The organism is Microbacterium sp. (assembly GCF_049661145.1).
Classification (GTDB): domain Bacteria; phylum Actinomycetota; class Actinomycetes; order Actinomycetales; family Microbacteriaceae; genus Microbacterium.
Map to the genome: position 1 here is coordinate 1 of NZ_JBASZT010000413.1, position 12,669 is coordinate 12,669.

General features: G+C 66.6%; 9 protein-coding genes and 1 pseudogene. 7 read left to right on the top strand and 3 right to left on the bottom strand.

What is annotated here, in order from left to right:
* The first annotated feature begins 133 nt into the window (after positions 1–133).
* Positions 134–1,723: an ATP-dependent nuclease gene (locus tag WBP48_RS17030; RefSeq protein WP_424441928.1), complete on the top strand. Its 1,590-nt coding sequence runs from the start codon at positions 134–136 to the stop codon at positions 1,721–1,723.
* A 31-nt stretch (positions 1,724–1,754) separates the two neighbouring features.
* Here the strand turns inward: WBP48_RS17030 and WBP48_RS17035 are convergent, their stop codons facing one another.
* On the bottom strand, positions 1,755–2,009 hold the full coding sequence (locus tag WBP48_RS17035; RefSeq protein ID WP_424441929.1) for a hypothetical protein: 255 nt from the start codon (positions 2,007–2,009) through the stop codon (positions 1,755–1,757).
* Between the two features lie 350 nt (positions 2,010–2,359).
* On the bottom strand, positions 2,360–5,803 hold the full coding sequence (gene mobF, locus WBP48_RS17040; protein WP_424441930.1) for a MobF family relaxase: 3,444 nt from the start codon (positions 5,801–5,803) through the stop codon (positions 2,360–2,362).
* A 227-nt stretch (positions 5,804–6,030) separates the two neighbouring features.
* Between mobF and chrA the strand changes: the two genes are divergently transcribed.
* The 6 genes and pseudogenes from chrA (at position 6,031) to WBP48_RS17070 (ending at position 11,954) form a co-directional block, all read left to right on the top strand.
* Positions 6,031–7,257 (top strand): chromate efflux transporter, encoded by a 1,227-nt coding sequence (chrA, locus tag WBP48_RS17045; RefSeq protein WP_424441931.1) that lies wholly within the window; start codon positions 6,031–6,033, stop codon positions 7,255–7,257.
* An 85-nt stretch (positions 7,258–7,342) separates the two neighbouring features.
* On the top strand, positions 7,343–9,310 hold the full coding sequence (locus tag WBP48_RS17050) for a heavy metal translocating P-type ATPase (RefSeq protein WP_242133871.1): 1,968 nt from the start codon (positions 7,343–7,345) through the stop codon (positions 9,308–9,310).
* 24 nt (positions 9,311–9,334) lie between these two features.
* Positions 9,335–10,063 carry a VIT1/CCC1 transporter family protein gene (locus WBP48_RS17055; RefSeq protein WP_424441932.1) on the top strand — a complete coding sequence of 243 codons (729 nt, stop codon included), beginning with the start codon at positions 9,335–9,337 and terminating at the stop codon, positions 10,061–10,063.
* Positions 10,064–10,838: 775 nt separating this feature from the next.
* Positions 10,839–11,219, top strand: a pseudogene (locus WBP48_RS17060) (DNA cytosine methyltransferase); the annotation flags it as partial.
* 46 nt (positions 11,220–11,265) lie between these two features.
* Complete coding sequence (locus WBP48_RS17065) at positions 11,266–11,727, top strand: hypothetical protein (RefSeq protein WP_424441963.1); 462 nt, start codon at positions 11,266–11,268, stop codon at positions 11,725–11,727.
* A gap of 77 nt (positions 11,728–11,804) precedes the next feature.
* A complete protein-coding gene (locus tag WBP48_RS17070; protein ID WP_424441964.1) occupies positions 11,805–11,954 on the top strand; it encodes a hypothetical protein in 150 nt (49 codons plus the stop codon).
* 19 nt (positions 11,955–11,973) lie between these two features.
* Here WBP48_RS17070 and WBP48_RS17075 read toward each other — a convergent pair whose 3' ends face one another.
* Positions 11,974–12,408 carry a DUF6157 family protein gene (locus tag WBP48_RS17075; protein ID WP_424441933.1) on the bottom strand — a complete coding sequence of 145 codons (435 nt, stop codon included), beginning with the start codon at positions 12,406–12,408 and terminating at the stop codon, positions 11,974–11,976.
* Positions 12,409–12,669 lie beyond the last annotated feature (261 nt).

Consider the following 12,669-nt stretch of genomic DNA (forward strand, 5'->3'; position numbering starts at 1 on the left):
AGGAATCCATCAGGCCATCCTGGCCGATCACAGCAACAGCAGACATCGAATCGAACCCGTTCCTCGCCCTGCGTCAGGCGGACTTGCTATGAACCGATGGTCTCAACTCACCTTGACACGCAGGGCAGGCGCGATGAACAAGCAAGCCGACGAGGAGGCGAAGCAAGCCGCCAAGGCGATATCGGATTGGAAAGACGCACGAGCCTCAGATGCCGCGATCAGTGGTGAAGTAGCCGCCGAACTGACGACGCACCTTGATGCCGCCTTGCCGTTGTTCGCGGAGGGGTCTGCTGCCGAAACCCATTGGGATGCGCTGAGCGCCACGCTCAAGAGTGCTCTTGCGCTCGACAAGATCGGCAAGCACTTGGCGGCTCGCATGCCTCCTTTCGTCTACTACTCCTCGTACTTCGCGGTCCGACCGCGCATTCACCTCAATCGATTGGCCGAACGCGAAGCGTCTGGCGAGATCGACATGGACTACGACTTTGGAAACCTGCAACTGCTGAAGTTCCTCGGATTCACTGCCAAGGAGCTGTCCGACATGGCATCCGAAGCGCCCGAGAGGGGGCAAAACTACGACAACGATGTCAACGTCCAGAATCAGTACAAGGAGGAGTTGGCCGCTCACGAACGTCGCGTCACTGAGCGAAAGAGGGCACTCCAGACTGCGGGAGCGCGGCTCACCGAGGAGATCCAGAGAGTCTGGAACGACGACAGGCTGACCATTCGTTTGGATGTAGACGGCCAATACCTCCAGACCTTGGTCGAGGACGAACTCGGTATTCCCGTCGAGTTGGATCAGCGGAGCGAGGGTTTCCGCTGGCTCGTCTCGTTCTTCGTCGTCTTCCATGCACAGGCCAAGGACGATTTGATGGACGCGATCCTCCTTCTGGACGAGCCCGGCCTGAGTCTTCATGCGCTGAAGCAGCAGGAGTTCCGCAAGACCGTCTCGCGGCTCGCTGAGGGGAACCAGATTCTCTACACGACCCACTCCCCCTTTATGGTCGGCTCGGATGAACTCGATCTAGTTCGCATAGTCGAAATGACCGATCGGAAGACGGGAACGAAAGTCCACACTCGCCTCGCGGTCGATGATCCGAAGTCGATCTACCCCCTCCAGGCAGCCTTGGGCTACGACCTTGCGCAGAGCATGTTCACACACCAGAAGAATCTGGTGGTCGAGGGCGTGACGGACCTGCTCTACGTCGAAGCCCTGAACTCGGCATTCGCCGCGCAAGGCGGCGCCACGCTGGACGACGGAATCGCGCTCGTGCCGGCGGGTAGCGCCAGCAAGGTCGTCTACTACAGCACGATTCTCACCAGCCAGGACTTGAAGGTTGCCGCGTTGCTGGACTCGGACGCCGCCGGTGACAAGGCAGCGGAACAGGAAGCACTTTGGCAACTCCTTACCAGCAAGCGAATTCTGCGAACCGGCGATCACCTCACCGGGGTTCAGCGAGCCGAGATTGAGGACCTGCTTCGTGTCAGCCTCGGCCTCGTCGCACGAGACGAGTGTGGATGGGACAGTGTCTCTACGATCGCAGCGCAGTCGCAGCGGCCGATCATGGAGATTCTGGCCGACGAACACACCGGAGTATCGAAGTGGAAGCTTGCTCGCGCTTTTGTCCGCTGGCTCGCTACCAACGGTGCTGATGCTTTGACCGACGGTGAGCAGAAGTCCTGGGGGTCGCTCGTCGCAGCCGCGAACAAGGCGCTCGCATAGGCGAGCGCCTTGTCCTTGATGACCTATGGCACTAGACCGTTACCAGCTCAGCTCGATCCCCTGAGTCGTCGGGAGTCATTTGCTCGGCGCGGGCGCGACGCCGTGCGACGGCCTCGCGGACGCGGACGCGAACCAGGAGCACGAGGCAGACGGGCCCCATGACTAGGAACTTGATCGCGTTCCACACGCCCAAAAGGACGATGAGGTTGAGCCAGCCGGGGCCGCTGTCGGCGATCAGGTTGGTGCAGATGCTCGCGGCGAGCAGGTATGGGACGGCGAGCAGCATGGCGGGTACGCCCCACTTCAAGCCGCGGCGGGTGCGGATCGCGTCGAGCGCGATGTTGGTCGGTATGTAGCGCCGCAGTAGTAGCGGGTGTGGGCGCTAGCGGCCCAGAGCAGTCGGAACATGGCACTGTCCTCTCGTCGCACGGATCTTGAGCGAGACAGTGCGTCAGGGAGTGGCCGATTCCGGCCTGCCCGTGAGAGCGCCATTGTGGAGGAGAAAGCTGCCTCGTCCGTACTGTACGACTCGGCGGCGACACGTAGCAGATGTTTCAGAGGGTCCGACCTGGCGCTTCTCGTCGGGCGGCCCGTAGCGGTGTCGTCTCGCCTTGTCGGGTCAGGTCGCGCGCCCGGTCAAGCGCGGGCGGCGTCGACCTTCTGTGCGGTGCTCTCCGACGGGACACCGAACGCGGTGAGAGCGGTGATGCCGTAGCCGTAGCCGTAGCGGTCGCGGTAGGCGGCCACGGTGCGGGCGTGCTGCCGCCAGGTCGCAGCGGCTCGTTCGTCTTTCGGCGGCGTGCCGAGGGCGGCCGTCCAGGTCTCGCCATCGCTGAGGGCTTGGTCGAGGATCGCGGCCGTGCGGGTCTCGATGAGGTCGCGTCGTTCGGTGAGTGCCTGCCGGAACTCGCCGCTCATGGTGCCGGTGGCTTCGGGGATGAGTCCGGCGATCAGCTGGGGCGTCATACGGGCGCGGCCGGACCCGGCGGGGCGGGCGGTGGCGCGAGTCACGCGGTGGTGGAGGACAGCGGCGATGTCGTCGGCATCCGTGAATCCGCGCGCTCGTACGAGTCGCGGTAGCAGGGTTTCGATGTCATGGTGGTTGGCCTCGGCACGGCGAAGCTCGGCAGTCAAGGCGCCGAACGCTGGGGAGCTGATCGCGGCGTCCGCGTCGTCGTCGGTGAGCCCTGATGCGCGCACGAGGCTCGCCCACCTGTCGTGTTGGGCTGCGGCGGCGATCGTCTCGTACTCCGCGGCGAGTTGGCTGATGTTCGCCCAGGCGTCCTGCTCGGCGGTGATGGTCTCGTGGGCGGAGAGCTCGGCGCCGCCGTGCTGGAGCACCCCGAACAGCATCGACCTCGCGGTGGCTTCGGTGTTGTCGCCGGGGTGGGAGTCGTCGGGCTTGTCGGTTGCGACGTAGGCGAGGTTGGCGTCCCGGCCGCGGGTGAGCGCGACGTACAGGTTCTCCCGCGTCATAGATGGGTCGACCAGGACGTGCGAGGTGTCCACCGTCATGCCCTGCGCCCGGTAGGAGGTCACCGCGTAGCCGAGGTCGAGGTGCCGGGCGACGTAGTCGGCGGGGAGCACGATCGACTCGCCACGGCCTGGGCCGGCAGGGCGCACGGTCACTGATCCGTCGGGGCGCACTTTCGTGATCGTCCACCTGTTCCCGTTCTGCACCCACGAGAACCGGGTGCGCAGCTTCCGCTCGTTCTTCCGCGTGATCACCGTGTCACCCACAGCCGCTTGCACGCCGCCGTTCAGCGTGACTTCGCCTCGGAGCGGGTTCACGACATCGGCGAGGATGAGCTCGGTACGGGCGCGCAGGTTCAGCGCTGCAACCGCTTCGCCGGAGTCCGAGACCAGGATCGACTCGATCCCGGCTTCACGGTCCGCCCTCCACGCCTCGTAGGCGCGGGCGGTCATGTCGTCGGTGGTGCCGCCGATGATCCGGTCGGCGTCCTGGTAGACATCGATCACATCGGGTTCTCCGAGGCGGAGGCGTAGCGATGCGGTCTTCTCCCATTCGTGCGTGAAGCGGTGGATCGTGGAAAGCTCCGGGGTGTCAGGGCGGTCGCCGGCGAGGAGCCCGAACGCACCTGCCGCTGCCGGGGATTGGAGCTGCCCGTAGTCGCCGACGAGCAGAATCTTCGCGCCGGCTTTCGCCGCAGCCCCGGTGATGCGGTCGAGTGCGAGGGTGCCGGCGAGGCTCGCCTCGTCCACGATCACGAGCTGACCCGTCTGGAAGGTGCTGCCGGTCATGATGTGTAGCGTCCACCACCGTGCAGTGTTCTCGGTCTTGATCCCGAGATCTCCGGCGAGCACTTCCGCAGCGACCGCTGACGGGGCGAGTCCGACCACGGAGCCGGTGCCGTGCTGCTGTTCCCAGGCGGTGCGGAGCGCGAGCATCGCGGTCGTCTTCCCGGTGCCGGCCGGGCCGACGAGGAGATCGAGCTGACGGCCTGAGACCGCGATCCGTGTGAGCGCGTCGGCCTGGTCAGAGCCGAGCATCCGCCCCTCCCTGTCCGGGCGTCTCGTGACCTTCTCGATGAGGGCGAGCGGGAGCTCGGGGCCGGTCAGGGTTCGGGAGCGTTCGAGGAGCCGCTTCTCCGCATCGAGCAGCGCCTCGGAGGAATACAGGATGCCGTGGCGGGGGCGGAACGCGCTCGACCCATCCGGACGCTGGAACCGGGCCGGCGTCGACGCGAGTTCCGGCGGAGTCAGTCGCAGCGAGGCGTGTTCGGCGGCATCGACGACCATCCCGCTGACGGCCTCGCGATCCCGTGTTGTCGCGAAGCGGTACTCCATCGTCTGCCGTGCGGCCTCGGCGGTCAGGTTCCAGCGGTGCCAGGTCGACCGCTTCTCACCAACGGCCTCCATCACGGCGCGGCCGATCTTCTCGATCTCATCCAAGGGAAGGTCGTCGGCGCGCAGCACCCGTGCGGGTGCTGCCGGGATCGCCTCTCGCACCCATTCCGACGCGTCCCGCCCCAGCAGTGCTGTGGCGCGCTTGCGCCACTCGGTCGTGAGGTCGGCAAGGGATCGCACCTGCTTCTCGGGCCTGGTGGACAGCGTGGCTTGAGCACGGAGCTTGATGATCGCCGCGGCCGAGGGCTGCCGCCCATGCTTCTCGACGTATTCCGCGATGAGGCGGTCTTTCTCGGCGTCGATCTGGCGGGCGCGGGTGGAGAACTCGAGCACGAGCTCTTCCGGCACCGTCGAGATCGCCCAGGCGGGGTTGCGGTCGCGGCCGCGATCCCGCGCCTCCCACTCCACTCCGAGCAGTCGGGTGAGGTGGTCGGCGATGATCGCCTCGTGCAGTTCGGAGAGCGCGACGGTCGCGGCGTGCATCGGCCGCCCATCCAAAGACCGCCACCGCCCGTCCAGCGTGGTCTTCACTTTGTTCGACACGACGACGTGCGTGTGAAGGTGAGGGTCGGAACTACGGGAGTCGTAGTGGTCATAGGCGGTCGCGGCGAGACCGAAGGTATCGACCTGCGCGACCGCTCCACCGTCGGCGCCGGTCATGCCAACACGGGTCGCGGCGACTTCTCGTTCCATGAAGTCGATCACCTCGGCGATCGCCGCGTGATGCGCTTCGGCGATGAGCGCCTGGGTTCCGGCGTCAGCGACCGCCCACAGCACCGACGCCGACTTCGGCAGCGAGAACGTGTAATCGTATCCCGCGACGGCCTTCCTCGTTCCGCGTCCGTGTTCTTCGGCCTCGATCTCGGCGATCGCTTCCGCACGCGAGGCCGGGCCGAGATCCGCGTCAAGAGCCTCGACACGCTCGGCGATGCGCTCGGCCGGGGTCTTGTACACCGGGTAGGCGCGGCCGAGCGGGTCGCCTGTCACCGGGTCGCAGCCCATCCCGATGAGGAGCTGGAGCTGCTGCTCCGATACCTCCTCGCCGGGAGTGATGCGACCTTCGCCGAGCTGGGCGAGGCCAGAGCCGAGCCAGCTGCCGGGAGGATTCCCGACCTCGGCATAGTAGCGAGTCAGCGGCGTCGAAAGGCTCCGGTCGCCGTCGCCTGCAACGACGGAGCGCAGCAGATACTTGTAGCCGTCACCGGCGCTCATCACGCGCATCGAAACCGTCACATCCGATAGGTAGGAATCCGAGGCTTGGCTCAAGCCCTGAGCTCCAGACGGCTTCCATCTTGTTGCCGAGAGCACTGGAGGGGAACGGGGTAGATCCGGGAGCAAGGAGGCAAATGCGTTTCGGAGTCATGCGAACCAATATGAACGTTAGGTGTCAGCTGGCGAGTTGCTTTCCAGAGCGCGGGCTCAACGGCAGACTTGGTGGGATGGGACTCCCTGATTCAGTTGCGTCTCGCCCATTCCCGGGTTCATCGGGACGGGTCTTCCTCGTGTTCCTGCGGCTCGGGTTGACGTCGTTTGGCGGGCCGGTCGCTCACCTCGGCTATTTCCGCACCGAGTTCGTCGAGAGGCGAGGATGGCTCAGTGACCGCGCCTACGCGGATCTCGTCGCGCTGTGCCAGTTCCTGCCCGGGCCGGCGTCGAGTCAGGTCGGCATGGCGATCGGCCTGCAGCGCGCCGGTATCCTCGGCATGCTCGCCGCCTGGGCCGGCTTCACGCTCCCCTCAGCCATGCTGCTTTTCGCTTTCGCGCTCGGTATCGGCGCGAGCGGGGATCTCTCGCAGGCGGGCTGGGTACTCGGTTTGAAGGCGGCTGCGGTCGCGGTAGTCGCCCACGCTGTGCTCGCCATGGCAAGATCGCTCACCCCCGATGCTCGTCGCGCGACGATCGCGGTCGCGGTCATGGTGCTCGTGCTGCTCGTGCCGGGCCCGCTCGCGATGCTTGGTGCCATGATCGCCGCGGGCATCGCCGGGTTGCTGTTCCTTGCGCGCACCGCGCACACCGGGGCACCCGCCAGGACTGAGGATCGATTTCCGGTGCGCCTGCACCGGGGCGTCTCGATCGGCTGCCTGATCGCGTTCGCCCTGCTGCTGGTGACCCTCCCGATCCTCGCAACAGCGACAGGAGATGCGGCACTCAGTCTGTTCGACCTCTTCTACCGTGCGGGCTCGTTCGTGTTCGGGGGCGGCCATGTCGTGCTGCCGCTCCTGCAGGCGGAGACGGTGCAGACAGGGCTCGTAGAGCCCGGCGCGTTCCTGGCCGGGTACGGAGCCGCGCAGGCGGTGCCTGGTCCGTTGTTCACGTTCTCCGCTTTCCTTGGCGCGGTCACGACGAGCGGCCCCTCGGGGGCGCTCGGAGCATCGATCGCCCTCGTCGCGATCTTCCTCCCCTCGGCCCTCCTCATCATCGGCGTACTGCCGCTCTGGAATCGGCTGCGCCGAGCCCCGAGGGTGCAGCGAGCGCTGAAGGGCGTGAATGCGGGAGTCGTCGGCCTGCTCGCGGCGGCCCTGTACGATCCGGTGTTCACCGAGGGCGTCACCGGACCGCACTCTCTCGTAATCGTCGCAGTGGCATTCGTCGCACTGACCGCGTGGAAGGCTCCCGCCTGGGCGGTGGTGCTGGGAGCTGCTGGGCTGGGGGCGCTGCTGCTCTGAACCACGCCCTCGGCCGAGACCGAAGCATGCTGAGGCAAGGCCCGCCTGCGATGCGCCGACGCCCGCGATCTGGGAAGCTTGCAGCGTGAGACGAGTTTCTGCCGCAGCCAAGGCGTATCCGCTGGTGTTCGCGACCCTGCTGATCGCGATGGTCGGCCTGATCCTGCTCACCACCCCTGCCCGAGAAACCGCCCCGTGGCTCGTCGGCGCGTATGCGCTGGCGATCGCAGCGTGGGAGGCGGTCGGCATGATCCGCCAGCTCCTCAAAGGCCACGCCGGGCTCGACATCCTCGCGGTCACCGCGATCACTGCGGCTGTGCTCGTCGGTGAGCCGTGGGCCGCGCTCGTGGTCGTGCTCATGCTCACCGGCGGCGCGGCCCTCGAAGACTACGCTGAGAACCGCTCCAAGCGCGAGCTCACCGCGCTGCTGCGCAAAGCCCCGCAGCAGGCCACCAGGCTGCTGCGCGACGAGGCCGCCCCGGCGGGCCGCTCAACCCTCGAGGCGGTCGCCGAGGACGTGCCGGTCGAAGCCGTCGAGGTCGGCGATCTGCTGCTTGTACGGCCCGGCGCGCTCGTACCGGTCGACGCGGTGCTCGTGTCAGAGCATGCTGTGCTCGATGAATCCTCGCTCACGGGTGAGAGCCTGCCGGTCGAGCGCGTGGCGGGCGAGCGCGTCTCCAGCGGAGTGGTGAACGGTGCGAGTGCGGTCACGATGCGGGCTGTCGCGCTCGCCTCAGACAGCGAGTACCAGCAGATCGTGCGTCTGGTCGAGCAGGCCGCGGGCAGCAAGGCGAAAGTGGTGCGGCTCGCCGATCGCTATGCGGTGCCGTTCACGGTACTCTCGCTCGTCATCGCGGGCGTTGCATGGGTGGCCAGCGGGGAGGCGGTCAGATTCGCCGAGGTGCTGGTGGTCGCAACGCCGTGCCCCCTGCTGATCGCCGCACCGGTCGCGTTCCTCGGCGGCATGAGCCGGGCTGCGCGCTTCGGGCTTATCGTGAAGGGCGGCGGCACTCTCGAACAGCTCTCGCGGGTACGCTCCGCGGCGTTCGACAAGACCGGCACCATCACGACCGGGCGGCCCGTGCTCGAACGCATCCTTGCTGAGCCCGGCTTCGACGAGATGAGCGTGCTCCGGTTCGCCGCATCGGCCGAGGTGTACTCGTCCCACGTGCTCGCAGAATCGGTCGTCGCGGCGGCCAAGCAGCACGGATATCCGCTGCTGGAAGTGCTCGGAGCCGAGGAGATCGCCACCAACGGCGTCGCCGCGCAGTTCGCGTCCGACAGCACAAACGGTGCGGTGGCGACGGTACGGGTAGGCAAGCCCTCCTGGCTCCGCGAGTTCGCCCCGACCCTCGCGCTCGCCCCGCTGGAGCCCGGGGAGCTCGCGATCTACGTCGCCGTCGACGACCGCTTCGCGGGCGCGATCGTGATGCGCGACCAGACGCGCGACGAGGCTGCGCAGGCGCTCCACGAGCTGCACGGGCTCGGGATCGAACGCACGCTCATGGTCACCGGCGACGTGGCGACCACTGCCGAGCCGATCGCCGCGAGCCTCGGCATCGACGAGGTGCACGCCGAGTGCCGGCCCTCCGACAAAGTACGCATCGTGAGCACGGTGCAGCCCAGGCCGCTCATCATGGTCGGCGACGGCCTCAACGACGCCCCGGTGCTCGCCGCTGCCGATATCGGTTTCGCGATGGGGGCTCGGGGCGCGACCGCCGCGAGCGAGTCCGCCGACATTGTGAACCGGTACGACACCCTCGCTTCCCTCCCCCTGGCGGTACGCGTGGGAAAGGACACGGTGCGGATCGCTCTCCAGAGCATCTGGCTCGGCATCATCATCAGCGTGGGTCTCATGCTCGTCGCAGCGTTCGGGTTCCTTCCCGCGTTGATCGGGGCCTGGCTCCAAGAAGTCGTCGACCTCGTCGCGATCCTGGGCGCGCTGCGCGCCGTCGGCCCGCGCGCCGAGCGCAAACTCAAGGCGTCGCGAGCCAACGCAGACGGCGCACAGCGCACACCGCTGACAGGCCGAGAGAGCCAGCGAACCCACTGAGAATCACTATGGAGGCACCGAGCCATGGCTAGCAAAACAGCACCCCAAGCCCATCCCGGCGAACCTCACGACCGGGGCACCGGCCAGCGACTCAACTGGCTGCGCGCCGGGGTACTGGGAGCGAACGACGGCATCGTCTCGACCGCTGGCGTCGTGATCGGTGTCGCAGCGGCGACCCCGAACAACGTTCTCGCGATCGCCACGGCAGGAATCGCCGCAGTGGTCGCTGGCGCATTCTCGATGGCCGGAGGCGAGTACGTTTCGGTGAGCACCCAGCGCGATACCGAGAAGGCGCTGATCGCCAAGGAGAAATGGGAACTCGAGACCATACCTCAGGAAGAACTCGAAGAACTCGCCGGCTTCTACCGTCAGCGTGGGCTCTCGGACGACCTCGCGCATCAGGTCGCGGTCGAGCTCACCGCGAAGGACGCCCTCGCAGCCCATGCAGAGGTTGAACTTGGAATCGACCCCGAAGAGTTCACCAGCCCCTGGGCGGCGGCTGTCTCGTCATTCGTCTCGTTCGCGCTGGGAGCGCTCATCCCGCTCGTAATGATCCTTTTGCCATTCGGCGAGAATCGCGTCTGGATCGCCGCGGTTGCAGTGGTGATCGGCTTGTTCCTCACCGGCTGGATCAGCGCCGCCCTCGGCGGGGCCCCGCGCGGCCGGGCCATCCTCCGGAACGTGGTGATGGGCTCAGCGACGATGATTGCGACTTACCTCATCGGCCTGCTCTTCGGCGTCGCTGTTGGCTGAGCGGAGACGACCGCTGAACCCAGCTGACCGTGAAGGTGGCGTTCACCGGCCGTTCGGTTTTCCACGCCCGCGATGAGCGGCCTCGATCAAGTTGGGTGGGGCCGGAGCCGAGTCAAGAGGACGGAAAGGGCCGGCTTCGGCAAAGTAGCGGGGCGGCGGCGCCGAAAAGCTCCGGTCAGCATCATCACGCCCACGGGGTGCAGTAGATTCCTGTAGCCGTCGTCGGCGCTCGTCACGCGCGTCGAGACCGCCTCCTCTCGCGTTGCAACCAGGGGTTGCATCGGGGGTTGCGGTGCGAAACCTCGCGCAACCCGCTATCTGGTCAGAGGAGCGTTCCAGATTCCCGGCACCACCTCGTTGACGCGGCGGCCACATCGCGGTCGCCATCGCAGGTCACGACCGAGTTGAACAGATAGCGGTACCCATCACCAGTGGTCATCACCATGATCGACACCGTCATATGGGAAGGTGCGTCGGTATCTCACCCATTCCAGTCGCATTCGGGAAGCAGGCTCGCACCGTCATATCTAGGTCGACCGACCTGAGACTTCGGCGGATTGACGCGGGCGTGACTCCTGACGTGAACAAGGCTTGCGAAACCGCATCTGCAAGACGCGTGGTGGCTCTGAGGGGAGGTCGGGAAGACGGCTCCGATCGGTGACGGATCGGTCGGCTCGGGAGGGCGCGGGAGACGGAGCGAGCACCTGGCAGGTGACCAGCCCGGTCAGCAGCCGTAGCGGCGACGGCCGGGGATCACCGATCTGCCGGAGTCCTCATGCGCGAGCCGAACGACGAGAACGCTTACTCGCCGCTGCGAGTCGGGTCACTGTTCTCCGGCTACGGAGGGCTTGACCTCGCCGTCGAGGAGGTCTTCAAGGCCCGCACCGTCTGGTTCTCCGAAATCAACGAGCCCGTCGCCCGGGTCTTCGCCCACCACTGGCCGAGCGCCCCGAACCTTGGGGACATCACCATGATCGACTGGGGCACCGTCGAGCCGGTCGATGTGCTGTGCGGCGGGTTTCCCTGCCAGGACGTTTCGACGGTGGGGAAGATGGTCGGCCTCGCGCCCGGCACCCGCTCCGGCCTCTGGGCGCACATGGCGACCGCGATCGAGGCACTACAACCCGAGTGGGTCGTCATCGAAAACGTCCGCGGACTGCTCTCCGCACCCGCGATCCGCCCGGCCCCGGAAGGACACGACGATGACCGACGCAACCCCACCGACGCAACCAGCACTGATGCAACCCCTCGCGACCTGGAATCCGATACGTGGAATCTGGGAGACGAATCAGCTCGACCTCTTCGGGCGGCAGGCGCCGTGCTCGGCGATCTGGTGGACCTCGGGTATGACACGCAATGGGTCGGTCTACCCGCTTCCGCCGTCGGTGCACCACATCCTCGGTTCCGAGTCTTCATCCTCGCCCAGCGCGCTGTTCCGCACCCCGCTCGCCTCCGACGCGGCCAGGGGCGGCGAGAGCCTGCAACAGGTCAAGGCGCGGCGCGGCACGATCGCGCTCAGTCACCAGATCATCGACCTGGCCCTCCACGGCCCGAATGGGTATCCGAGAGCAGAGGAGCCGGAGAGCCTCTGGAGCCTGATCGGGCAGCTCTTCGACGCTGGGGACGCTACGCCCGCGCCATCGTTCGATGGGAGCAGGTCATAGGACGATCGGCTCCGACTCCGGCGCTCTTGACGGAGAGCGCCAACCCTCGTCCAGCGCCGCCGTTCGTCGAGTGGCTCATGGGACTCCCGACCGGCTGGGTCACCGACCCGGCCCACGGCCTCACTGACACGCAGCAACTCACCGCCCTGGGCAACGGCGTCGTGCCGATGCAAGCCGTTCACGCCGTGGGCATCCTACGGCGTCACGCGTGGAGTATCCGTGTCTGATCGCTACTGGCCGGACCGCCTATCGCCTGGCCGACCGCATCGCGTTCTTGACTGAAACGGGAGCCCCCGTGAACGGCGAGAGTCCAGACGCGAACGTCTCGTACTCTGCCGACCCGAGTGCATACACGGCGACCCGTCCGTCTGAGTCTGAGTGGACTCCCCAGCCGTACTTCTTGCCCAGGTCGCTGGCGCGCAGGCACGCCTTGGGCTTCGAGAAGAACTCCTCTCGCGCACGTTCGCGATCCGCCTCCAGGATTGAGTTGCGATCCGCCCATACGGTGAAGATGACGTCATCCGATGTGTGGCGGTATGGCGCGTCAGCGATCATCTCGAAGGTGCGTGCTGCAACCGAGGGATTCGAGCCCGAAGGAGGCACGAGTCCACCCGGCGCCGTCGAGTCAGGGGCGACGGCGATGAACGTGTCGATGTAGCAGGTTGTGTGAACGTGCGTCATCCGTGCCTTCATCGCAAGATGCCCCTCCGGGTGTAACGTAATACTCCAAACCTTACCGTTACTCGCGCGGCTGGTCACGAGCTCTCTCTGTGTCGACCCGGCAAGCTCTCGGGCACCCTTGTCCGAATGGGGACGGGGACGATGTTGGTGACGATCTTGCCGCTCGCGTGGACGTGGTGCAGGGCGAATGCTGGTGCAGCCTGCTCGTCGATCAGGCGATCGGGCGTGGACGAGTGCTCGATGCCTGGTTGACCGCTGGAA

Coding starts and splice junctions, on each gene's coding strand:
- WBP48_RS17030 (WP_424441928.1), top strand. CDS start 134: ATGAACAAGCAAGCCGACGAGGAGGCGAAGCAAGCCGCCAAGGCGATA.
- WBP48_RS17035 (WP_424441929.1), bottom strand. CDS start 2,009: ATGCTGCTCGCCGTCCCATACCTGCTCGCCGCGAGCATCTGCACCAAC.
- mobF (WP_424441930.1), bottom strand. CDS start 5,803: ATGAGCGCCGGTGACGGCTACAAGTATCTGCTGCGCTCCGTCGTTGCA.
- chrA (WP_424441931.1), top strand. CDS start 6,031: ATGGGACTCCCTGATTCAGTTGCGTCTCGCCCATTCCCGGGTTCATCG.
- WBP48_RS17055 (WP_424441932.1), top strand. CDS start 9,335: ATGGCTAGCAAAACAGCACCCCAAGCCCATCCCGGCGAACCTCACGAC.
- WBP48_RS17065 (WP_424441963.1), top strand. CDS start 11,266: ATGACCGACGCAACCCCACCGACGCAACCAGCACTGATGCAACCCCTC.
- WBP48_RS17070 (WP_424441964.1), top strand. CDS start 11,805: ATGGGACTCCCGACCGGCTGGGTCACCGACCCGGCCCACGGCCTCACT.
- WBP48_RS17075 (WP_424441933.1), bottom strand. CDS start 12,408: ATGACGCACGTTCACACAACCTGCTACATCGACACGTTCATCGCCGTC.